23 protein-coding genes and 1 pseudogene are annotated in these 23,030 nt (G+C 57.8%); 17 read left to right on the top strand and 7 right to left on the bottom strand.

Features of this window, described 5'->3' with window-relative positions; genetic code table 11:
- The first annotated feature begins 86 nt into the window (after positions 1-86).
- Complete coding sequence (locus FP026_RS08200) at positions 87-728, top strand: hypothetical protein (protein ID WP_210247968.1); 642 nt, start codon at positions 87-89, stop codon at positions 726-728.
- 159 nt (positions 729-887) lie between these two features.
- Here FP026_RS08200 and FP026_RS30740 read toward each other — a convergent pair whose 3' ends face one another.
- The 3 genes from FP026_RS30740 to FP026_RS08190 all read right to left on the bottom strand — a co-directional run bounded on the left by FP026_RS30740 (position 888) and on the right by FP026_RS08190 (position 2,940).
- On the bottom strand, positions 888-1,157 hold the full coding sequence (locus tag FP026_RS30740; RefSeq protein ID WP_281408583.1) for a YbfB/YjiJ family MFS transporter: 270 nt from the start codon (positions 1,155-1,157) through the stop codon (positions 888-890).
- A gap of 78 nt (positions 1,158-1,235) precedes the next feature.
- Entirely contained in the window at positions 1,236-2,048 is an 813-nt protein-coding gene (locus FP026_RS30735; protein ID WP_210247966.1) for a YbfB/YjiJ family MFS transporter, read from the bottom strand.
- Positions 2,035-2,940, bottom strand: a complete 906-nt coding sequence (locus tag FP026_RS08190) for a LysR family transcriptional regulator (RefSeq protein WP_246665293.1) — start codon at positions 2,938-2,940, stop codon at positions 2,035-2,037. Before FP026_RS08190 ends, FP026_RS30735 begins: the two co-directional genes overlap by 14 nt.
- Between FP026_RS08190 and hmpA the strand changes: the two genes are divergently transcribed.
- From hmpA to FP026_RS08170, 4 genes are all read left to right on the top strand, one after another.
- Positions 2,925-4,208 (top strand): NO-inducible flavohemoprotein, encoded by a 1,284-nt coding sequence (hmpA, locus tag FP026_RS08185; protein WP_149634142.1) that lies wholly within the window; start codon positions 2,925-2,927, stop codon positions 4,206-4,208. The genes FP026_RS08190 and hmpA overlap by 16 nt on opposite strands.
- 10 nt (positions 4,209-4,218) lie before the next feature.
- On the top strand, positions 4,219-5,271 hold the full coding sequence (locus FP026_RS08180) for an NAD(P)H-dependent flavin oxidoreductase (protein ID WP_149634141.1): 1,053 nt from the start codon (positions 4,219-4,221) through the stop codon (positions 5,269-5,271).
- A gap of 83 nt (positions 5,272-5,354) precedes the next feature.
- A complete protein-coding gene (locus FP026_RS08175; RefSeq protein ID WP_149634140.1) occupies positions 5,355-5,744 on the top strand; it encodes a tautomerase family protein in 390 nt (129 codons plus the stop codon).
- Between the two features lie 72 nt (positions 5,745-5,816).
- On the top strand, positions 5,817-6,731 hold the full coding sequence (locus FP026_RS08170; RefSeq protein ID WP_149634139.1) for an alpha/beta fold hydrolase: 915 nt from the start codon (positions 5,817-5,819) through the stop codon (positions 6,729-6,731).
- Between the two features lie 82 nt (positions 6,732-6,813).
- On the opposite strand, the gene FP026_RS08165 is transcribed toward FP026_RS08170, so the two are convergent.
- Together FP026_RS08165 and FP026_RS08160 are read right to left on the bottom strand one after the other, a co-directional pair.
- Positions 6,814-8,877, bottom strand: a complete 2,064-nt coding sequence (locus FP026_RS08165; protein WP_149634138.1) for a pyridoxamine 5'-phosphate oxidase family protein — start codon at positions 8,875-8,877, stop codon at positions 6,814-6,816.
- A 19-nt stretch (positions 8,878-8,896) separates the two neighbouring features.
- Positions 8,897-9,508 carry a glutathione S-transferase family protein gene (locus FP026_RS08160; RefSeq protein WP_149634137.1) on the bottom strand — a complete coding sequence of 204 codons (612 nt, stop codon included), beginning with the start codon at positions 9,506-9,508 and terminating at the stop codon, positions 8,897-8,899.
- Positions 9,509-9,620: 112 nt separating this feature from the next.
- Here FP026_RS08160 and FP026_RS08155 point away from each other — a divergent pair, with 112 nt between their 5' ends.
- Positions 9,621-10,526 carry a LysR family transcriptional regulator gene (locus FP026_RS08155; protein ID WP_149634136.1) on the top strand — a complete coding sequence of 302 codons (906 nt, stop codon included), beginning with the start codon at positions 9,621-9,623 and terminating at the stop codon, positions 10,524-10,526.
- A gap of 67 nt (positions 10,527-10,593) precedes the next feature.
- Here the strand turns inward: FP026_RS08155 and FP026_RS08150 are convergent, their stop codons facing one another.
- Complete coding sequence (locus tag FP026_RS08150; protein ID WP_210247965.1) at positions 10,594-11,010, bottom strand: hypothetical protein; 417 nt, start codon at positions 11,008-11,010, stop codon at positions 10,594-10,596.
- A gap of 85 nt (positions 11,011-11,095) precedes the next feature.
- On the opposite strand from FP026_RS08150, the gene FP026_RS08145 reads away from it, so the two are divergent.
- The 10 genes from FP026_RS08145 (at position 11,096) to FP026_RS08100 (ending at position 21,451) form a co-directional block, all read left to right on the top strand.
- Positions 11,096-11,809, top strand: a complete 714-nt coding sequence (locus tag FP026_RS08145; protein WP_188112536.1) for a GntR family transcriptional regulator — start codon at positions 11,096-11,098, stop codon at positions 11,807-11,809.
- Positions 11,806-12,717, top strand: a complete 912-nt coding sequence (locus FP026_RS08140; RefSeq protein ID WP_149634134.1) for a dihydrodipicolinate synthase family protein — start codon at positions 11,806-11,808, stop codon at positions 12,715-12,717. Before FP026_RS08145 ends, FP026_RS08140 begins: the two co-directional genes overlap by 4 nt.
- Positions 12,710-14,227 (top strand): aldehyde dehydrogenase, encoded by a 1,518-nt coding sequence (locus tag FP026_RS08135; protein ID WP_149634133.1) that lies wholly within the window; start codon positions 12,710-12,712, stop codon positions 14,225-14,227. Before FP026_RS08140 ends, FP026_RS08135 begins: the two co-directional genes overlap by 8 nt.
- Positions 14,224-15,570, top strand: a complete 1,347-nt coding sequence (locus FP026_RS08130; RefSeq protein ID WP_149634132.1) for an NAD(P)/FAD-dependent oxidoreductase — start codon at positions 14,224-14,226, stop codon at positions 15,568-15,570. Before FP026_RS08135 ends, FP026_RS08130 begins: the two co-directional genes overlap by 4 nt.
- A gap of 80 nt (positions 15,571-15,650) precedes the next feature.
- A complete protein-coding gene (locus FP026_RS08125; protein WP_149634131.1) occupies positions 15,651-16,502 on the top strand; it encodes a glycine betaine ABC transporter substrate-binding protein in 852 nt (283 codons plus the stop codon).
- A gap of 87 nt (positions 16,503-16,589) precedes the next feature.
- Positions 16,590-17,681, top strand: a complete 1,092-nt coding sequence (locus FP026_RS08120) for a quaternary amine ABC transporter ATP-binding protein (RefSeq protein ID WP_149634130.1) — start codon at positions 16,590-16,592, stop codon at positions 17,679-17,681.
- 14 nt (positions 17,682-17,695) lie between these two features.
- Positions 17,696-18,544, top strand: a complete 849-nt coding sequence (locus FP026_RS08115) for an ABC transporter permease (protein ID WP_149634129.1) — start codon at positions 17,696-17,698, stop codon at positions 18,542-18,544.
- Positions 18,541-19,398: an ABC transporter permease gene (locus tag FP026_RS08110; protein WP_149634128.1), complete on the top strand. Its 858-nt coding sequence runs from the start codon at positions 18,541-18,543 to the stop codon at positions 19,396-19,398. The genes FP026_RS08115 and FP026_RS08110 overlap by 4 nt, the downstream gene beginning before the upstream one ends.
- 17 nt (positions 19,399-19,415) lie before the next feature.
- The gene (locus tag FP026_RS08105) at positions 19,416-20,414 is read left to right on the top strand and encodes a 4-hydroxyproline epimerase (RefSeq protein WP_149634127.1); all 999 of its coding nucleotides are present in this window, start codon (positions 19,416-19,418) and stop codon (positions 20,412-20,414) included.
- A gap of 26 nt (positions 20,415-20,440) precedes the next feature.
- The gene (locus tag FP026_RS08100) at positions 20,441-21,451 is read left to right on the top strand and encodes a GlxA family transcriptional regulator (protein ID WP_149634126.1); all 1,011 of its coding nucleotides are present in this window, start codon (positions 20,441-20,443) and stop codon (positions 21,449-21,451) included.
- A gap of 416 nt (positions 21,452-21,867) precedes the next feature.
- Here FP026_RS08100 and FP026_RS08095 read toward each other — a convergent pair whose 3' ends face one another.
- A complete protein-coding gene (locus tag FP026_RS08095) occupies positions 21,868-22,758 on the bottom strand; it encodes a LysR substrate-binding domain-containing protein (RefSeq protein ID WP_149634125.1) in 891 nt (296 codons plus the stop codon).
- A gap of 109 nt (positions 22,759-22,867) precedes the next feature.
- Here FP026_RS08095 and FP026_RS08090 point away from each other — a divergent pair.
- Positions 22,868-23,030: pseudogene (locus FP026_RS08090) on the top strand (aromatic ring-hydroxylating dioxygenase subunit alpha); the annotation flags it as partial.

Genomic DNA, 23,030 nt, shown 5'->3' with positions numbered 1-23,030 from the left:
TCTAGGGGATGACTTGAATCAACGCTGGAAAGGCCGGTCGCTGTTGTCCGGCCTACTCTCGCAATGGATCAAAAGGAGATGAGCGAATGACTATCCAACGAAATGCTATGCTGTGCATAGCCGCAGCCGCCGCTATTTTCGTCGTCATGTTTACCGCAGATCCCTCGAGCGCCGAGAGCTATAAAGCGCACCTGACCGCCCTCAACCCCGGCAAGATCGGCACCTCGGCCGAAGGTGACGCGACCTTCAAGATCGTTGGCGACAATCTCGAGGTCCACATCAAGATGAAGGGCGTGCCTGCCAACATCGAACATTGGGAACACTTCCACGGTTTTCCAGACGGTCGGAATGCCACCTGCGCCACGTCCGCTGAAGACAAGAACAAGGATGGCTATATCGATCTCGGCGAGACCGAACCGGTGATGGGCACCACAATGGTGCCGTTCAATGACAAGCCGGAAGAGATGAACATTCCGACGCACACCTACCCGCAGGCCGATGCATCGGGAAGCTACGAGTACACCAAGATCGTGCCGCTGAAGGCGCTCCAGGAAAAGTTTGGCGAAACCTACAAGGGCGGCTCAATCGATCTGGACAAGCGTGTCGTCATGGTCCACGGCGTCCCTGAGAAGCACGCTCTGCCGGCAAGCGTCGGATCTCTCGGGCCGATCCCCTCCCATGTCACTTTGCCGATCGCTTGCGGAAAAATCGAAAAGGTGACGAATTAGGTTGCGGGCAAGAGCCTACCAATCGACCTACTCGGCGATTTCCTGTTCGCATCACGGCGGCACTTCTATTTGGCCGAATTCCGCATCACCTGGGGGCGTAACCTGATGCCCCCGGTTTAGAATTCCGCTTGCGTCACCTGACAAAGATTGCTCCGTGGGCTACCTGCCCCCGACTTCTCGCTGTCGCGCAGGATCTCTGCTGAAGCAGAGCGCACCGGCTACCAACAAGGCAAGCGACGCAATCATGAGCGAAGCGTCGAACGAAGCCGTTTTGATATAGAGCGCGTTGGCCATGAGCGGGCCGACGATCTGTCCAACCCCATAGGAAGCGGTCATGATGGCAAGCACGTTGAACCGGACCGTCGCTGCCACCCGACGTGCCGCAGGCATAGCGATAGTGACCGTGCCCATGAACGTTCCTCCAACCAAACGGGGCGCTGGCAATATAGGCAATCGGTGTGTGAACGACAGCGATGGCGACGCCGACGGCTTGTACGAGCAGATTCATCATAAGGCTGTAGCTCGTACCCTAACGCACATGCAATCGGTGCCATAGGAAACATGACGGAACCGCGCCAAGACCGAACACTGACCAAATGTGTACGGGATCGAGTGATCCGAGCGCAGTTTGGACGAGCAACGGGAGATACGTCGCCGTAATGATGTAGCCGAAACCAGCAAGGCCATAGACAAGAATAAGACGGCCCGCGCCAAATGCGACCTTCCTTCTTGGTCCTTCGTGGCAGGCATGGTGATAGGCCTCGCTTGCTCTACGCGACGTTGCAGAGCCATGGCAAGGGCGTCCATAACGACTGCCGCCAGGGCAAGCGTGAGCCAGACGAGATAGCTCGACATGCCCGCCAGGGACCCCGCTGCAATTAGCTCGGCAGACAATAGAATTCCGATGCCGACGCCAGCAAAAAGAGTAGGCGCTCCGTCATGATGTCGCCGATCATGGATAAGCCAATGTGAAGCAGCGACCATCGCCATCGCACTGAAAATTCCTGCGAACCCCCGAATGGTGACGATTGACCACTCTGGCAGCGAAAGGGCGAGCAGACCGAGCAACGCCACGGAGGAGAAAATCGAGTATGTGCAGAGCCGCCGGCTCGATATGCCTGATAGAAGCGCGGCTAACAATGCTCCGATGAGATATCCCGCATAATTTGCGGATGCCGCGTAGGAGCCGCCCGTTACGGATATTTGCTGGTTCTTCACCATCAGCGGATAAAGCCCAGTAAAGGCAAAGCGGCTGAATCCCATACCGACCACGAGAACAAGGGCGGCTGCCGCTGCCGACAAGCGTTCATTCGGCCGCATTATTATTTGTCCCCTTGATATCTGAAGAATCCAGCAGCATCTCGCGGAACACCTGGAATGCCGGCGTTTTGTATCCCGGCCGAGTGGCTAGCCAAGTGTCGGCGCGCATCAGATATCTGGTCGTGAAGCGGGAAACCTCTGGTACGAGATCGAGCACGCTGCGGGGCAGAATCGAGAAGCAGGAGCCTACTGCGGTACAGGCAACCATGGCATGGTAAGACCTCACTTCATGGATCCTCAGCGCCGATCGCGCCGGGCCCAAGCCCATCATCCACTCTTCCGATAACATGCGATAGGTGCAGCCGGGGGCGAACGCAGCAAGGGCACGGGGTTTGATCTCCCCTGGATGTTGCACCTCTGGATGGCCCGGTGGCAAGAGCAACATCAAATCCTCGCGGAAAATCGGAACCTTGTCGAGTTCGTCCTGAGCGAGCCACCATTCTCCCTCCGGAACAGCGATTAATGCGCAATCGATCCGATTGGCCAGGAGAGCGTCGACCAATTGTCGGGTGGGCGCGGTGGACAGATCAATCGTGACCTGCGGCCATTTGAGACTGAACTGGGCCAGCGCCCCCGGTAATCGAGCGGCCGCAGTGGATTCCATCGAGCCGACTCGAAGAACGCCGGCGGGCGTCGCGGGATTGACTGTCTGCTGCGCCTCATCGGCAAGGTTCAGGATGCGGTCGACATAGTCGAGGTATATCTCGCCCTCCTTCGTGAGTTCCATTGGCCGTTTGTCCCGTTGGAACAACGGCACACCAATTTCGGCCTCGATCTGCTGGATGCGTGTGGAGACGTTCGAGGGCACTCGACCGAGCAGTTCGGCGGCGCGGGTGACGCTCCGTTCCCTGGCCACTTCGCGGAATATGGCAAGCGATGCGAGATCCATCATTATTTCTCCATTGCGGAATTTGTGCCGATGTGTATTCTCTTTTTCAGAATTTAAGTCAATCTCAAAAGGAGACCAGTTTGGCTCACTTGTCTGAAGAGACTATCGCCATTGTAAAGGCGACCGCCCCTGTTATCGCCGAGCATGGAGCCACCATCACCGCGACGATGTACCGACGTCTTTTTGAGAACCCTGAAATAGCCGCGCTGTTCAACCAGGCCAACCAGAAGACGGGCGCGCAGGTACAGGCCCTTGCGAGCGCAATCCTCGCCTATGCAAGCAACATCGACAATCTCGGGGCATTGGCCGGGGCGGTCGAGCGCATCGCGCAGAAACATATTGGCTATGCAATTCATCCCGAGCATTATCCTTACGTCGCCAATGCCCTGCTTGGAGCGATCAAGGAGGTGCTCGGTGAAGCCGCAACCCCCGCGATCCTGAACGCATGGGGAGAGGCCTATCGGTTCCTGGCAGACATTCTTCAGGGACGCGAAGCGGAAATCCGTCGTGACATCACGGCCAAGGACGGAGGCTGGGTGGACTGGCGGCGCTTTACTATCTCCGAGCGACACGACGAGAGCGAAATCATTACCTCATTCATATTGCGGCCCGAGGATGGCGGTAAGGTCGTGCCGCATAAACCTGGTCAATATCTGACTTTTCGTTTTGACACTGCGGGCCTTCCTGGTGTTAAGCGAAACTACTCTATCTCCTGCGGCCCTAACAACGAACATTACCGCATAACCGTCAAGCGGGAGGTCGACGGCGAAGCTTCGATATTCCTTCACGATCGTGCGGAGGTCGGAACCGTCGTTGAGTGTACTCCACCTGCCGGCGACTTCCATCTGGCTGAGAAGCCGGAGCGCCCGGTCATCTTGCTGTCGGGTGGCGTCGGCCTTACGCCGATGGTCAGCATGCTCGAGGCGATAGCTGATCAACATCCGGATCTGAAGACATGGTATGTGCACGGCACCACCAATCGCGCCGTGCATGCGTTTGACGCTCATGTCCGCAATCTCGCAGGACGCCACGGCGCAACCACGATTGCGACCTTCTATGATCATGCTGCGGGCGAACCGGAGGTACAAAGCGGCTTCATAACCATCGATTGGCTCAGAACGAATACGCCGCTTGAGGACGCGGACATTTATCTCTGTGGACCTCGCCCGTTCCTGCGTTTCTTCGTTGCCGGTCTGACCCAGGCGGGTGTCGCTTCGGACCGCATTCATTACGAATTCTTCGGTCCCGCCGACGAAGTCCTGGCAGCATAAGGGAAAACAAATGCTTGAAGAGCTCGGGATCAAACTTCCGATTATCCAGGCGCCGATGGCCGGGGTTTCGACCCCTGCCCTTGCCGCAGCAGTCTCCAATGCCGGCGGACTTGGATCTCTTGGTATTGGCGCGAGCACAGCCGCTCAGGCTCGGCAGGCAATAGAAGAGACCCGTGCGCTGACGGATCGACCGTTCAATGTGAATGTCTTCTGCCACCAACCGGCTAGCCGCGATGTGGAAACCGAAACCCGCTGGCTGAAACATCTCGCGCCGTTGTTTGAGGAGTTCGGCGCTGATCCGCCCATCAAACTCACCGAGATCTACAAGAGTTTTCTCGGCGACGAGGAGGCCTTTCAGATGTTGCTCGAAACACATCCAGCTGTCGTCAGCTTCCATTTCGGAGTGCCGGCCCCTGAGCAGATAGCTGCTCTTCGCAAATCCGGGATCAAGATGTTGGCGACGGCGACCAATCTGCGCGAAGCCCGTGTGATAGAGGAAGCCGGCATCGATGGCATCGTGGCGCAAGGGATAGAGGCTGGCGGACACCGCGGCATGTTCGATCCTGAAGCTATCGACGAACGGTTGAGCACGTCCGTACTCGTGCGGTTGCTGGCATCCCGGACCCGCCTTCCAGTGATTGCCGCCGGCGGCATCATGGATGGTCAAGGCGTCCGGGCAGCACTTGATCTCGGCGCAGTCGCCGCCCAGCTGGGTACTGCCTTCATCTTATGCCCGGAGTCCGCTGCCAACGCCTCCTATCGCCAGAACCTAAAGAGCGAGCGCGCAAGTTTCACACGGCTCACCGCGTCTCTATCTGGACGCTATGCCCGCGGCATCGTCAATCGCTTCATCGAATATTGCGAAGCGGCCGGAAGCCCCCTGCCCGCCGCCTATCCGATCGCGTATGACGCGGCCAAGCAGTTGAATGCCGCTGCAACAAAGCAAGGGTACGGCGAGTTCGCCGCGCAATGGGCAGGCCAAGGTGCGCCGCTCGCTCGTGAACTCCCCGCATCTCAATTGGTCCAATTTCTGACCGAAGAGCTGCAAGCTGCAGGAAGCTGAAAACCGTTCCTGCGCGACAGGCTGACCGGTTTAAATCGCACTGCACCCTCAACCATTTACGTTCAAGCCTAAGAGGAAAGCACATGCCGCTACTCAATATACATACCGTCAAGGGACGGAGCGAAGAACAGACAAGTGCGCTGCTCCAGGCCATCCACGACGCTATGGTCGAGGCGTTCGAAGTGCCGGTGCGAGATCGCTATCAGATTTTGCACGAGCATGAGCCGAAGCACTTGATCATGGAGGACACGGGACTTGGTTTTGAGAGAACCGCAGGTCGAGTCCTTATCCATGTGACGACGCGGCCGCGCACGAAGGTGATGAAGGAGCGGTTTTATGCGCTTCTCGTCGAATATCTTGGGAAGCGCTGCAACGTCCATCCGCAGGACATTATGGTGTCCTGTATCCAGAACAATGACGACGACTGGAGTTTCGGGTTTGGTCGAGCTCAGTTTCTCACTGGAGAGCTCTAAGTCTGAAAGCGCTAAAGCCTGGCAAAATGGGGGAGCCGGCTCAAGGAATAAAGCATAATCGGAGAACTAATCATGGCGGCAGCAATTACGATCGCCCCGGTTGCGGCGATTCCCTATACCAGCGCGACGACGACCTACCACCTGGTGAATGTAGACGGCCTGAGGCTCTTCTATCGCGAAGCTGGCCCTAAGGATGCGCCCACGATCGTCTTGCTGCACGGTTATCCCTCGTCGTCGCGAATGTGGGATAGCCTCATCCCATTGCTTGCCGACCGCTATCATCTGATAGCGCCCGATTATCCCGGTTTTGGGCAGAGCGATGCGCCATCGCCGGAGCAATATCGCTATACTTTCGACCATCTGGCCGAAACGACCGCATCCCTTCTACAGCAGCTCGATCTCTCCCGCTATACTCTCTTCATGCAAGACTATGGCGGACCGGTGGGGTTCCGTATGGCTATGGCAGCGCCGGAAAAGGTGGAAGCGCTCGTCATCCAAAATGCGAATGCTTACCAGGAAGGGCTTGGACCCAAGTGGACCAATATTGCAAAATACTGGAAGGATCCGGCTTCGCACCCAGAACAGGTCGATTCCTTTCTCGGCTTCGAGGGCACAAAACTACGCCATCTAGGCGAAAGCCCCAACCAAGCGCGATACAATCCCGACAGTTGGATCGATGAATTTGCCTTCCTATCTCGCCCCGGCCAGCGCGAGATCCAGTCGGCGCTTCTCTATGATTATCGCACCAACGTGGCCTCCTATCGGCGCTGGCAAGCATGGCTGCGCGAGCACAGGCCGCCGACGCTCGTTATGTGGGGACGCTACGATCCATCGTTCATCGTCCCAGGTGCCGATGGTTACAAGCGCGACATTCCAAGCGCTGAAATCCATATCCTCGACGCCGGCCATTTTGCACTTGACGAAAAAACAGAGGAAGTGGCCATGCTTACTCGCCAATTCATGGAAAAAATAAAAGATGGAAAGTAATTCAGAGCCGATACCTGCCGACAACAGCTCCAAACCGCCCCTAACGTGTTGTGCGCATTCAAAAGCCACTTGCCGGCCAGTTCTAAAGATCCAAGACGACCTCTTCGTCGATCGGATGTGCGCAACAGATTAGAGCTGAACTGGTACCAATCGCCAAGGCCTCTCGATCGTATCGGACGGCGCCGGCCAGCAGACGAATTTCACATTGACCGCACCGACCCTCGCGACAGCCGTACGGCGCGTCGATGCTAAGCTCCTCGGCTATGTCGAGAATGGTGGTATCGGGTTTCCACATTCCGGACTTACACGACCGGGCAAAGGTGATCCTGGCTGCTGACGGAGATCTGCGCTGGGTCGCGTCCACTTCTGGCACGGATCTTTTAATAGCTGACCGTCCGAACGCTTCCGAATGAATGCTTTGATCATCGACCCCGAGTGAGCGGAGAGCATCATAGATGTCCTGCATGAAGCTGCTCGGACCGCAGACAAATACCTCGTAGTCATCTAAAGGAAGAAGGCTTCTTAATACGCCTCGATCCAGATGGCCCGCGAAGTGGAACGCCCGCTGCAGCTTGTCCTCATCGGTTGGTGCCGAGTAGACGAAAGCCGGAAAGAAGTTTCTGCGTTGCTGCGCGCGCGCAAGAATTTCATTCCTGAATGGATGCCTGGACCCGTTTCGCACCGCATGTATCAGAATGACGGGGCGGTCCGGACTCCGGCCGCGGTCATCGGTGCCGCTCGTTAAGGTTTGAGCCATGGCGACGAGTGGGGTTACACCGATGCCGGCGCCAATAAGCAAAATTGCCTTCGGTGACTTGGTGTCTACATGAAAGCCACCACGGGGCCGCGACGCCTTGATCTTGTCGCCAACAGAAATGTTAGCGTGAAGCCAGGCGCTCACGCTATCATGATTGCCTTCTGACGCCAGCGAAACGCTGATTCGATAGCTTGAGCGGGCGGGTTCGCTGGAGATCGAATAGGTTCCGTGCAGCGGCTTTTCGCCTGGGCCGCGCTTAAGGACGATGGGCAAGTATTGCCCCGGCTTGAACATCGGTAGAGGCTTGCGATCGGAAGAGGCGAGAACAATAGATCGGACACCCTCGCATTCGTCCATGAGCGACACCACTTCGAGATCTAGATCATGGTCGCCGTCATTATTCCTTTGCAGTGCATGTTGGACCTCCCTCCATGTCCCTGTGCTCGGGAGCTCTGGAGCTTCCTCTGCCGTGTCCCAGTCCCTGGGCAAAACGTCTTCCACAATCCAGATTTCGTCGATCGCGATCTCGATGAGCCGCTCTGCACCCGCAAAGATCTCAAGCTGTTCACCAGCCCAAATTATCCTGGCTTGTCCTGTCAGAGATACGGCAGATCCGGATGTGAAGTCAGGGGCGAATAGGCCTGCAACGCCATTTACCGCAATATTGCCTAATGTGTTGAAGAAGAAATTCCCGATAAAATCGGGAAGCAAAACGAACGTCGAACCATTTCTCTTCTCAACCCGCAGAAAGCCTGGCCTGCCACCCTTATGATTGACATCCACACCTCTGCTCGGCTCTTCATTGCCCTCGTCTGGTGCAACGCTCGCCATGAAACATGCATCGGCCGTTTCAAGAATACGTCGCGCTTCAGCATCGACGCCAGCGAGCCGTCGGCCGGTGGGTCTCAGATTTTGATGTCGCCCGGAATAATTTCGTTGCTGAATATATTGCGGACAGTTTCCGAACGCCTGACGAACTTCAACTTCAATGCCATTTTTTGAGGTATCCACAACGACGCCATTCATGCGGTTGCGACGGCGGGTTTGCAGTTCGACGCCGACCAGAGCAACGGAAGCTCCTGGTCGTAGGCCAGCGGCGGCGGGATCTGAATCGGATAATGTCGCCTCCAGTCGAAGACGTTTAGGGCACGGCGACGTCATGAAGCCCGGAGGACCCGCGAGCACGCTTGCCCAGGGGCGACCCTTATCATCTGCAGTGCCGATGAAAACGTACGGGAGCGAGGCAAAAAATGCTCGGTGCCTATCGAGCATTTCACCACGAATTGACCGGCGGGCGCCCAACTGAGCCGCCTCGCGCCCTCCAGCGCGGATTTGAACTTCGATTTCTCCGGCATGATAAGGCCGTTCCAAAGGTTCAGAATCGGACATGAGGCGCCTCCTGGTGAAATCAATTATTCGTCCATTGGAGGGGGATGAACCCGGGGATAGCTTCAATCCTTTTTAGCCATACAGTGACTGCTGGATAAGGCGTTAGTGAAATCCCGCCTTCAGGTGCGTGGGAAACATAGGAATAAAGTGCAATGTCGGCCAGGGTTGGGTGCTCCGCCGCAAGATATGGCCGGCCGCTCAGGTGCCTCTCTATCATTCCGAAAAGTTTAGCTGCAAGTGCGCGAGGCGGTTCGGGATCAAGAGGCCGTTGAAGGAGGTTAATTGCCCGCGCCAAAGCCGGACCATAGCGGAGCTCGCCGGCCGCAATTGAAAACCATCGCTGCAAATGAGCTGCACCCAGGGGATCGCGTAAGATCCAATTACCTTCCGGAGCGTACCGTTCTGCAAGATAGACAAGGATAGCGTTGCTGTCGCTCAAGGTAATCTCGCCATCTCGGATACATGGAACCTGGCACAAAGGACTGATGGCACAGTATTCGGGTGATGAACGGTCTTCGGCCGTCGTCTCTACGTATGTGTACGGCAGGCCGAGGATCTCGAGAAATAGCCTCACCCGGTGAACATGCCCCGAAATCGCCATGCCATAAACGGTTAAAAGGACTTTGTCCATGTAGCCTCGCAACAACAGCAGCCGACCTACGGCCCAATACCTCTGCTTCTATCATTGCGATGAATGAGGGGAATGTCTAAGTTCGCAATGAACCTTTGCAGGAACTGAAACAGTGGATCGCCTTGAGGAACTGAGAATCTTCCAAGCTATATCCGAGACACGAAGTCTTACTCAGGCGGCGACGAAGGTGGGGGTGTCGCCGGCGACGGTGTCGCGCGCGCTGACTGCGCTGGAGGAGCGCAGTGGTGTCCGGTTGGTTGAGCGGAACACCAGGAGGGTTTCACTGACTGCTGCCGGAAGGGACATGTCCGTGCGGGCAATATCCATTTTGGGCGACTATGACGAGGCGATCAACAATCTCGACCAAGGTCTTCTGCGAGGCTTGCTGCGGATTACGGCGCCAGTTCAGTTCGGCCGGCTGTTCGTCACACCGTTCGTCACGCAATTTCTCGAGCGCAATCCGGAACTAGAAGTCGATATCGTGCTCGACGACCGATATATTGATGTCATCGAACAGAGGATCGATGCGGCAGTGCGGATCGGAGTGTTGCCTGATTCCGATATGGTTGCGCGCAAAGTTGGCGAAGTGCGACGCGTCCACGTGGCTTCTCCTCAATACCTTGCAGAGCGGGGGACGCCGCAAACTCCGACCGATCTTGTGGGACATAATATTATCTTCGGTACTAGATATGATGGCAAACACGAATGGATATTTGGAGGACTCCCCAATGGTCAATCTCTCGGAGTACCCGCAAGGCTGAGCATAAATGACGTCGAGTCTGTACTTGTAGCGGCACGCGCGGGTCATGGCGTTGCTCGCATACTGTCCTACCAAGCCATTGATGATCTCGCTCGCGGATCGCTCATTCGCGTTTTACGCGAATATGAAGTTCAGCCTTTGCCGATACATGTTTTGATGCCCAGCACCCGACATATACCGAGGCGCCAGAGAGTTTTCATCGAGGAACTATCGTTATTTTTGCTTGAGGACCCCAAATTGCGTATCGCCGCCCTGTAGGACGATACCTAGCCGCGAAACGCGAACGCGGTTCATCGGTTGAAGCCAATCGGCAAAGCAACTGCGCCTAAGACGTGTGTTTTATAAGATACTGGCAAAGCAAGCGATCATCTCGCAGACATTGCTCGGTTGCCAGCCGGCCAGTGGCTTCGGAGAAAAATGCCGCAAGTGCTCGGCACACGCATTTTTCTTCGCGGACAGCGCTGCCCAGCGGGCAACTATAGTTTCGAACCAGTACGCCGTCCGGTTGAGCGATCGCTTCCGTGCTCGCACCGAGCGCATCCGCGGCGGCCATCGCGGCTTTCAGTCCGCTCTGGAAGTCGCCCGGTTCGGCTAATCCCACGTCGCGTGCGAGTTGGCGCCCGGCTTGCGGCTTGCGTCGATCACCGCCGTCTCTCGAGCGAAAGTTGTGATGAAACTCATCGATCTTGGATATTGTATTTTCCTGCGATATCCATTGTGTACGTAGAGTATACAATTTCATTGACTCATCCAGCTGCCTATGCGACCTTTTCTCATCGGCAGGGCTCGATGGGTTCAATCCCCTGCGGAATTTTAGGAGGAAGGTCGTGATGAAGGGTGGGAAGAACAGTCTTTACGACGATCTAAAGCGTCAGATTCTGACGATGGAGCTCGATCCCGATCAAGATTTGGACGAAGCAACGCTCGGCGAACAATATGGGCTCTCGCGTACGCCGGTCCGGGAAATCTTCCGGCGCCTCGAAGGCGAAGGCTATATCGACATCCGGGCAAACCGCGGCGCGCGCGTCAGCCCGATGAACCATCAGACGCTCAGGCACTTCTTTCTGGTGGCGCCAATGATTTATGCGGCGATCGGCCGGCTCGCGGTTCAAAATTTCAAGCCGAAACAGCTCGCGGATCTGAAGGAAACGCAGGACCGATTTCGCTCGGCAAGCGGCTCAGGCGACGTTCTCGCGATGGTGCTGGAGAACAATCGCTTCCACGAAATCATCGGCGAAATGTCGTTCAATGCCTATCTCCAGCCGAGCCTCGGTCGCTTGCTGATCGACCATGCGCGCATTGGACACACCTTCTTTCGACCGAGAAACGACGACATGCGCGAACGGCTTCAGCTTGCCGTGGAGCACCACGACGGCTTCATCGAGGCGATCGCGCAACATGATGAGGACTCCGTCGTCGACCTGGTGTTCGAGCATTGGGAACTGTCGCGCGAGAACATGGAAATGTTCATCGCTCCACAGGGAATGAAAGCAGACGCACTCGTCGAAGTGCCCGTCGCATCGATGGAGAAATCGTCTTGAATTTCGAAGGCATCTACACCCCGGCGATCACGCCGTATGGGCCGGACGGCCAGATGGACAAGACCGCGTTTGCGGCAGTCATCGAGAGCCTCATCGAGGCTAAGGTCCACGGCATCATTATCGGCGGCTCGACGGGCGAGTATTACGCCCAGAGCAGTCAGGAGCGCTTCGAGCTTGCCGCCTATGCCAAGCAGGTCGTCGGCAATCGGCTGCCGCTCATCGTCGGAACCGGCGCAACCCGCACGGAAGACTCCGTCGAATACGCAAAGGCAGCAAGCGAGATCGGCGCCGATGCGATCCTGGTGTCATCGCCACCCTATGCCCTGCCGACGGAGAAGGAAAACGCAATTCATGCGCTGACCGTCGACCGCGCCGCCGACCTGCCGATCATGCTCTACAACTACCCCGCCCGCATGGGCGTCATGATGGGCGAGGACTATTTCTCCCGCGTCGGCAAGTCCAGAAATGTCAGGGCGATCAAGGAAAGCTCCGGCGACATGGGCAACCTGCATCGACTCGCTCGCAAATTCCCGCATATTTCACTGTCCTGCGGCTGGGACGATCAGGCGCTCGAATTCTTTGCCTGGGGGGCAAAGAGCTGGGTCTGCGCCGGTTCCAATTTCCTGCCGCGCGAACACGTCGCGCTTTATGAAGCCTGTGTCCTCGATAAGAACTTCGACAAGGGCCGGGCGATCATGACGGCCATGCTGCCGCTGATGGACTTCCTCGAATGCGGCAAGTTCGTGCAGTCGATCAAGCATGGCTGCGAGATCATCGGCCTGAAGGCCGGTTCGGTGCGCGCGCCGCTGCGCGGATTGACCTCCGAGGAAAAGCGAACCCTTGAGACCGTCGTCGCCACCCTGAAGCGCACGGTCGCCCAGATCACGTCGGGAGCCAATCATGCATGAACCCTTGACCGCAGCAGAATATAAGGCGATCGCCGCCGGCCTTCAGTTCCCGACGAATGCCTTCATCGACGGCACCTTCCGTCCGGCCAAATCCGGCAAGACGTTCAAGACCACGAACCCGGCCACCGGCGAACTCCTGGCGGAAATCGCCGCCTGTGACTCAAGTGATGTCGATTATGCGGTGCTCAAGGCAAGGGAGGCCTTCGACGATGGCCGCTGGCGTCAACTGTCACCCGGCGAGCGCAAGGCAACGCTCATCAAGTTCGCCAAACTGCTCGAAGACAACCGTCATGAGCTGGCGGTCATGGAAAGCCTCGACAGTGGCAAGCCGGTTCGCGAGTGCCAGACCGTCGACGTGCCCGATACCATCCACACCCTTCGCTGGCATGCCGAGGCGATCGACAAGCTTTATGACAACACCAATCCGGTCGGCCCGAATGCACTGGCGATGGTGGTGCGCGAGCCGATCGGCGTTGTCGGTTGCGTGCTGCCGTGGAATTTCCCACTGCTGATGCTCGCCTGGAAAATCGGCCCAGCGCTTGCGTCCGGATGCTCGGTCATCGTCAAGCCTGCGCAGGAGACGACGCTGACGACACTGCGGGTCGCCGAACTCGCGCATGAAGCCGGCATTCCCGCCGGTATCTTCAATGTCGTCACCGGCGGAGGCAAGGACGTCGGAGAACCGATCGGTCTGCATATGGATGTCGACATGGTGGCCTTCACCGGCTCGACGCCGACCGGTCGTCGCTTCCTGCACTACTCGGCCGATTCCAACCTGAAGAAGGTCGTGCTCGAATGCGGCGGCAAGAACCCGGCGTTGGTGCTTGACGATGCCGAGGACCTGGATCTCGTCGCCGAGCAAGTGGTGAATGGTGCCTTCTGGAATATGGGCGAAAATTGCAGCGCCAGCTCGCGCCTGATCGTCCATACCAAGGTCAAGGACGAGCTGCTAAAGCGCATCGGTGCGTATATGCGCGAGTGGAAGACGGGCGATCCTCTTGATCCGGAAAACCGCGTCGGTGCGCTGGTCAGCAAGAACCACTACGAGAAGGTCACGTCGTTCCTCGATGACGTCAAAAGCGAGAAGTTGACGATCGCCCATGGCGGCGAAACGCATGGCGGCATCTTCGTCGAGCCGACGGTGGTCGACGGCGTCACATCCTCCAGCCGGCTGTTCAAGGAAGAGATCTTCGGGCCGATCCTGTCGGTGACGACGTTCAACACGCTTGCCGAGGCCGCCGCTCTTGCCAACGACACCAATTATGGCCTGACGGCGTCAGTCTATACCGGCAGCCTGAAGAATGCGATCCGGCTGTCGCGCGACATCCGAGCTGGCCTCGTCACGGTCAACTGCTTCGGAGAAGGCGACGCGACCACACCCTTTGGCGGCTACAAGGAGTCGGGCTTCGGCGGACGCGACAAGTCAATCTTCGCACACGACAACTATTGCGAATTGAAGACCATCTGGATCGATATCTCCGATCGCTCGGTGGACGAGACGATCCGATGACCACGACGTCCGTCAAACGTCTGCCAGCAGAAAACGGCGTCTCGGGCTGGGAGGCGATCAGCAAACGTTCGTTCCGGGTTCGAAGCCTGGAAGGCAACGTGAGCGCGGACTGGCTGATCATCGGTGCGGGATTTGCCGGGCTCTCGGCCGCTCGTCGTCTGCTGCAGCTTCGCCCAGACGACAAGATCGTGGTGGTCGACGCCAGCGAAGTGGGCAAAGGGACGTCGGGCCGCAATTCCGGCTTTATGATCGACGTTCCACATAACCTGTCGTCGAGCGAATATTCGAGCGACGGCTTGGATGCCACCCGCCTGGAGATGGCCCAAAATCGCGCGGCGATCGCTTTTGCGAAAGAAGCCGCGGACGAATACGCCATGTCGTCTGAGACTTTCGACCCGGCGGGCAAGATCAATGCCGCGGCAACTGCGCGCGGAATGAAGCTGAACATCAGTTTCGGCCAGTCCTTAAGGAGTTCGGACGAAAAGCACGCGTTTCTCGACGCCACGCAAATGCGCGAGATCACCGGATCTGACTACTATCTTGGCGGCCTGTTTACGCCCGGCGCAGTCCTGATCCAGCCGGCCGACTACATCCGCGAATTGGCTGCAGGCCTGTCGCGTAAGATCGATATCTTCGAGCGTTCACCGGTAACTTCGTTGACGCGCGAGAGCGGGACATGGACCGCCGTTTCGGGCCACGGCAAGGTCACCGCCACCCGCGTTATTCTCGGCGTCAATGGCCACATTAGTGATTTTGGCCATTTCGGCGGCCGCCTGATGCATATCTTTGCTTACGCCTCGATGACGGCTCCGTTCCCGGCGGCGGACGTTGGCTGGGAAACCTCGGGCCGCGACAGATGGGCATTGCTTCCCGCCGATTCCATGGGCGCAACCGTGCGAAAGATCACTTCGGGCGGACAGTCACGCATCGTCATTCGCACGAAATATACCTACGAGACGACGATCACGGTGTCGGAACACCGCATGGCCAAGATGGCCAGGGAACATAGAAACTCCCTCGATGCACGTTTCCCCAGGCTCAAGGACGTACCCTTTGAATACAGCTGGGCCGGGCGTCTTTGCCTGAGTCGTAATCATGTGCCGGCGTTCGGCGAAATCGAGGAAGGACTTTATTCGGCGTGCTGCGAAAACGGGCTCGGCACCGTCAAGAGCACGCTTGCCGGCATGATGGCGGCTGAACTGGCGACGGGAACAACGTCCCGGCATCTCGAACAATACATGGATCACGCGGCGCCGTCCCGGCTGCCACCCGAGCCCTTTGCCTGGCTCGGCATCAATTCAGTGATCCGCTTGCAGGAATTGCGCGCAGGCCGCGAAGGATGATCCGTCGCCGCGCAATATGGAGACTGAGCCAAACGCAGGTCTTCAACAAAAACGGGAACGAAAACTAGGAGTTAAGAAAAATGAAGACTTTGTGGAAGGCGCTCTGCGCAGCCGCGATGGTCGGAATGACCGTATTCTCCGCGCATGCGGAAGAGAAGAGCATCACCGTCGGAACGATGTCCTGGGAGGACCTGACGCCGATCACCGGGATTACCAAAAAAGTGCTTGAGGATGCCGGCTACACGGTCAAGGTCGTGCCGTTCTCCGAATGGGGCATTGCCTATGCCGCGCTCAGCAAGGGCGATATTCAGATCCTTGCATCCCAGACCGACTATGTCGCGCAGGACTATTGGGACAAGAACAAGAAGCGCCTCGAGAAGATCTCGCCCGTCTCGCACGGTCTGTTCCAGGGCGTCGCCGTACCGAAATACGTGCCGATCGACTCCATGGACCAGTTGAACGCAAATGCCGACAAGTTTGGCGGCAAGATCGTCGGCATCGAACCCGGTTCGGGCTTGATGCGCGATACTGCCAATGCAGTCAAAGGCTACGACCTGAAACTGCAGCTCGTCGAAGGCAGCACCGCGGCCATGACTGCGGCCCTGAAGTCGGCCGTTGACCGCAAGGAATGGATCGCCGTCACCATCTGGGAACCGTCCTGGATGATGCAGAAGTACGACGTGAAATTCCTGAAGGACCCCAAGGGTATCTTCCCACCGCCGCAGAGCTATTACTGGATCGGCAAGAAGGGCTTCTCCGCCGATTATCCGCATGCGCGTGAAGTCCTCGCGAGCGTCTATGTGCCGCTTGCCGATATCACCGCGATCAACAGCGCCGTGAATGACGGCAAGACGATGGACGAGGCCATTAAGGACTGGACCACGAGCCACGTCGATCTCCTGAAGCGGTGGGAGAATATCAAGAGCGAATGATGTCGACGGCGGGTCGCCAATAAGGCGGCCCGCATCCCTCAACGAAGACGAACAGGCTGGCAATGGACTAGCCTCCCGGGGAACGCAATGAACACTGTCGTGAATCATCCCAACGAAATCCTGGTCGACTGCCAGAACGTCTGGAAGATATTCGGCGCCCGTGCGGCGGCTGCCGTAAAGGCCGTTTCAGAACGCGGCCTTTCCAAGAAGCAGGTGCTTGACGAATTCAACTGCGTGGTCGGTGTCGCCGACGCCGGTCTCCAGGTCCGCCGCGGCGAGATATTCTGTATCATGGGCCTGTCCGGAAGTGGCAAATCCACCTTGGTCCGCCTTCTCAATCGCCTCATCGAGCCGAGCCTTGGCAGCATCACGATCAAGGGCAAGGAGATTGCCAGGCTCAACGCCGCCGAACTGCGCGACATGCGCGCGCGCAACATCGGCATGGTCTTCCAGAGCGTGGCCCTCCTCCCCAACCGCACGGTTCTCGAGAATGCAGCATTCGGCCTGGAAGTCCGCGGCGTGCGAAAGGACGAGCGCAACAAGACGGCACAGGCGGCACTCGACAAGGTCGGCCTGTCCGACTGGACGGCGCGATATCCCTCCGAATTGTCGGGCGGCATGCAACAGCGCGTCGGTCTCGCCCGCGCATTGGCCGCCGATCCCGAGATCATTTTGATGGACGAGCCGTTCAGCGCGCTCGATCCCCTCATTCGCCGCCAGTTGCAGGACGAATTCCGGCAGTTGACGAAATCGCTCGGCAAATCCGCTGTCTTCATCACGCATGACCTCGAAGAAGCCATCCGCATCGGTGACCGGATCGCCATCATGAAGGACGGCGTCATCGTCCAGGTCGGAACCGCGGAGGAGATCGTTACCAAGCCCGCCGACGAGTATGTCGCCGACTTCGTGGCGGGCATTTCACGGGTTCATCTCGTCAAGGCCCATTCGGTCATGCAGTCGATCGCGGAATATAAGAGCCTGGAGCCACAGCATGACGTGAATGCGTTGCTCAAAACCACGCCGGAAGCTGATATTGGCGAGCTCATCGATCTCACGATGAAATCGGAGCGCGATGCCTTGGCCGTGGTCGATAATGGTTCCATCGTCGGCGTAGTCACGACCCGGGGGCTGCTTCGCGGCGTCGCCGGATCCGCAGCGCAACCAGATATCACAGCCTGAGAGGATGCACGCAAATGGACATTTCAGTCATTGCGGATACATTCGATGCCTGGACCGACGACGCGCTAGGCTGGATCAGCGATAACGGCGACTGGCTGTTCGACCCAATAAGGACGATGCTGGAGGGAACCTACAATGGTGTTCTCTGGCTCCTTCAACTCCCACCTTTCTACGTCATTGCGATCATCGTGGCGCTGCTCGGCTGGCGGCTGATCAATGTCGTATCCGGCGTCCTCGCCGGCTTGGCTCTCGTCTTCTGTGCGGTCATGGGTCTTTGGAGCGAAACCATGAGCACCCTCGCCCTTGTGACCACCGCGACGATCTTCGCCCTGCTGATCGGCATTCCCATGGGTATCGTCGCAGGATTTCTGCAGTGGTTCGACAGGTTCCTGGAGCCGATCCTTGATCTCATCCAGACGCTGCCGCCCTATATCTACCTTCTTCCCGCCATTGCGCTTCTCGGCTTTGGTCCTGCAACCGCACTGGTTGCGACCTTCGTGGTAGCAGCGCCCCCCGCCATTCGCTTAACCTCGCTCGGTATCCGCATGACGCCGTCCGCCTTCATCGAACTGGGGCAGGCAAGCGGTCTGACGCCATGGCAGATGTTTACGAAAATCCGGCTGCCGTTTGCAATTCCAAGTATCATGGCAGGCGTCAACCAGAGCCTGATGATGGCATTCGGCATGGTAGTGATCGCCGGCATCGTCGGCTCCGGCGGCCTCGGCCAGACCATCTACGGCGCGGTGCGCACGCTCGACATGGCGACATCGATCAACGCCGCGATCGCGATCGTCATCCTGACCATGGTACTCGACAGATTGACGCAGAGCGCGGCGCACCGCGCCAAGGTAGGTGCAAGATGAACCTCGACCTCTTTCGGTTCTCGCCAGGCATCTATTTTGCCCCTGCGGTCGACTGGCTGAACACCAACTTCCATCCGGTCTTCGAAGCCGTCACCAGGCTGATCGAGGCCGTGCTCGGCAGCTTGGAATCCGCCCTGCTCTACCCGCCTGCCTATGTGCTCATTGTCGCGGCGGTTCTTCTCGCCGCCTTCGGCATCAACATCAGGGCTGCCGTAGTGACGGCCGTCGCTCTCACCTTCTGCCTTCTTGCAGGCCTTTGGGCTGCATCCATGCAAACCCTCGCCCTGGTCACCGTGGCGGTCGTCATTTCGGTCTGGGTTGCCTTTCCCTTTGGCATCCTTGCTTCGCGGCGTAAGGGCTTCGAGATCGCGATCAGGCCGCTGCTCGACATCATGCAAACGGTACCGCCATGGGTCTATCTCATTCCGGCAGTCATGATTTTCAGCCTCGGCCGCGTGCCGGCAATCATCGCCACTATCATCTATGGCGTGCCGCCGATGCTGCGTCTGACGACCTTGGCATTCAATCAGGTGCCGACGGATCTTCTTGAACTCGGTCAGGCAACCGGCGCGCCGCCGCGTTCAATCCTTTTCAAGATCGAGATCCCTTCGGCAATGCCGACCCTGCTTGTCGGCCTCAACCAGTGCATTCTTCTTTCGCTGGCGATGGTTGTTCTTGCCGGGCTTGTTGGGGCCGGCGGCTTGGGAGCCGAAGTCACCCGTGGCCTGACCCGAATGGAAATGGGCCTTGGCCTGCGCGCCGGACTCGCCATCGTTGCCATCGCCATCCTGCTCGACAGGCTTTCGAAGAGTGCGCTGCAGGGTCGCGCTGGTTCATCGGCCAAGAGCGTCTAAGCGGAAAGACTTATCGAATGCGCCACAGCTTCTTTTGCATCGACTCCCACACCTGCGGCAATCCGGTCCGTCTCGTCGCCGGCGGCGGCCCTTTGCTTCCACATCTTCCGATTGCCGAGCGGCGCGAGATTTTCGTCCGCGGTTATGACTGGATCCGGCAAGCCTTGATGTTCGAGCCGCGCGGGCACGACATTATGTCTGGCGCGATCATCTATCCAGCCTATCGCGACGACTGCGACTTTGCCGTCATCTTCATCGAAGTCAGTGGCTGCCTGCCCATGTGCGGAGCAGGCACCATCGGCCTCGTGACGGCTGCGATCGAGGAAGGCCTCGTCAGGCCGCGCGTTCCCGGCAGGCTGGCAATCGAGACGCCGGCCGGCCGGGTGGATGTCGAGTATAACAAGCCCGGCGAATATGTCGAAGCCGTGCGCATGTTCAATGTCGCGAGCTATCTGCATGCGGCAGATGTCGAGGTGGAGGTGCCGGGTCTCGGCGCCCTGACGATCGACGTCTCCTATGGCGGCAATTATTACGCCGTCGTCGAACGGCAGCGGAATTGGGCTGGCTTGGAGGGCATGTCGGCTGATGCCATTGTCGAGGCAAGCAGGAAACTGCGGGATGCGCTCGAACTGGTCTGCAATCCCGTTCATCCGGAAAACGAACGCATCCATGGGGTTCACCATGTCCTGTGGTGCGACGCCGCGACGAGTGCGAATGCCGATGGTCGAGGTGCGGTGTTCTATGGCGACAAGGCGATAGACCGTTCCCCCGGCGGAACTGGAACTTCAGCGCGCCTTGCGCAATTATATGGCAAAGGGCGCCTCGGGATTGGCGACGTCTTTCGCCAGGAGAGCCTGATCGGCACCATATTCGAGGGACGTGTCGAAGCCGAAGCTGCTGTCGGACGTTTCAGGGGCATCAAGCCAAGCGTCGAAGGGTGGGCGCGGATCATTGGTCACAATACGATCTTCGTCGACGATCGTGATCCCTTGGCTAATGGTTTCCAGATCAAATAGAAGGGCGTACCGGGGCGAGGCGTTTAATGAAATCCGTGAAAGATGAAGCGAGGCATGGTCCCTTGAAAGTCGGGTTCATCCTTGCGCGGTCATTTACTCTTTCCGCCTTCGCGCTATTCGTTGATACGTTGAGACTGGCAAGTGACGAGGCTGACAAATCTGGCCGGGTTCTGGCCGACTGGCAGGTGGTGGGTAGCACTCGGCATCTCATTACATCGAGCTGTGGCGTACAAGTCGCGCCGACATCGGACTTTATCGAGCCGCGTGAATTTGACTACATCGTCGTGGTCGGTGGCCTTTTGAATTCCGATGTCACCATCGACGGCCAAACGTCGGACTATCTGAAGAAAGCTGCAGCTCAAAAGGTCCCGTTGATCGGGGTCTGCACCGGCACATTTATTCTAGCCCGATTGGGTCTTATGAAGTCACACCAGACCTGTGTCAGCTGGCTACACTACCAAGCCTATCGGGAGCAATTCCCGGGTCACCCAGTTCGTTCGGATCGTTTGTTTAACCTCGACCGGAACCGTGGCTCTTGCGCCGGCGGAAGCTCCGCGGCCGACATGGCTGCTTTTTTGGTGCGGCGACACATCAGCAGGGACGCGGAACGGAACGCTTTGGAAGTGCTGCAGATCGAGCGGGCGCGATCCGGGCTGGATATACAGCCGCGCAAGCCGCTCGCCATCGAATGCCGGGACCCGCGTCTGAAGGCTGTGCTCATTACCATGGAAAGTCACCTCGAAGATGTCGTGCCGACTGAAGATCTTGCCGCGTCCGTTAGTCTGTCCCGGCGACAGCTCGAACGTCTGTTCCTGGAGGAAATGAAGACGTCTCCAGGGGCTGTCTACACGCGTATTCGCATGGAGCGCGCCAAGCAGCTGGTTCTTCAGACGCAGGCGCCGCTTATCGAAATTGCGCTTGACGTGGGTTTTGACAGTGCCTCACACTTTGCCAGACTCTTCCGGAAAATGTATGGGCAATCCCCCACACAGTTGCGCCGTGCCACGCCAAAAAACGCTTACGGCAATCTGATTTGAATTTCGCAATTCCTGCGATTCAATCACCGCTCGGCAGAATACCGGTCTGGCCTTCCGTCCAGGTGAACGGACCGGTGATCCCTTTGGCTTTAAACGCCGATCTTGGGTTTGGTCTCGTTCTCCTAAGCCCGTGCCCGTCCAATGCGGGAGAATGGTGCAGCCGCCTTAAGCGGCGACCGCACGTCAGCTTGTATAGAGCCGACGACGGGCTGGTAATCGCTATGGGCTCAGACCGTGGATCAGTTAATCAAGAAGCAACTCAATGCAAATCAAGTGAACAATTGACAAAAAGCCTGATGTGAAGGGATCGGAACCGAAGACTATGAGCACTCTACTAACCCGGCAAAGAAGCGGTCACGGACAGTTGGGTTAGGTTTCGCTCCAGCCTGTCTTGCGAAGCCGAGCCGTAGACATCTCTAGCCATCATGCAACGAAGCGATAAGCCATGAACATGCACGGTCGATCGCGACTGTTCGACGCGATTTGAGAGGTATTACGACGTTGTATCGCCCCTCCGCAGAAATTCGCCTCTGATCGAGCGCAACGAGGGTGCCGTCGTCAAGGAAGGTCTGAACCAGGACGCCCCAGCCCAGCGCGACGCCCTGTCCCGCACGAGCTGCGAAAATCGTTTCGGTGTAGTGGTTGAAACGAAGCGACGGCTTTCCCGGAAACGGCGGATCCAATCCCGCTATCCACTGGCTCCAAGAGAGCCATGAGCGGTCTTCGACATCAGTTTCAATAAGTTCATCGTCTGCAGACAACGGGCCGGCCTTCCGACGCTGAAGGTAATCGGGCGAACAGACAAGCGTAATGACGTCACCCCTAGACGCGATTACCGTTCCGTCATTGAACGGAGGTATGCCAAATCTTATCGCGATGTCAACCTGTCCGGCATCGAGATCAATCCTGGCATCCTGCGAGACGACCCTGATCTGCACGCCCGAATTCTCGCGCCGGAACTCCGCCAGGCGGGGAAGAAGCCAGAACGAGGAGAAGGCGACCGTCGCGCCGATGGTCACGACGTCCTGCTGGGAGAATCTGACCGCATCGAGCGTGTCTGCGATATTCGCGAAGCTCTGAGCGAGCGTCGTTCCCAGGATGAGGCATTCCGCGGTCGGTTCGATGGCGCGGTGTTTGCGCACGAACATCGGCAATCCCATTTCCTCTTCCAATGCCGCGATCTGGCGACTGACTGCTGCCTGAGTGACACCCAGCTCAATCGCGGCCGCGGTGAAGCTTCGGTGCCGCAGAACGGCTTCAAGCGTCATCAATGCCGTCAGAGATGGGATACGACGCCGAAAGTTCATTCAAGCATCCTTCGCATTACATAAAGTTATGGATCGTTGAAAATTAATGCCGTTGAAGCCTATGAGATGCAAGAGCAAACTGCCGGCCATCGAACCATTAGAGGTTATCATGCTGACCAGGCTTCCATCTGATATCTCCGCACTTCTTGAAGCCCGCGCCGATGGTCATTCCCTGCCGGCCGGCCTTTATACGCGCGAGGACGTCTTCGAGGCCGACATCGATGTCTTCTTCCACAAGCACTGGATCTGCATCGGCCTTGACTGCGACGTTC

This window comes from Martinezella tropici (assembly GCF_008370325.1).
Classification (GTDB): Bacteria; Pseudomonadota; Alphaproteobacteria; order Rhizobiales; family Rhizobiaceae; genus Rhizobium; species Rhizobium tropici_B.
The sequence above is the reverse complement of the archived record's forward strand: the minus strand, read 5'-3'. Positions and strand labels throughout refer to the sequence as shown.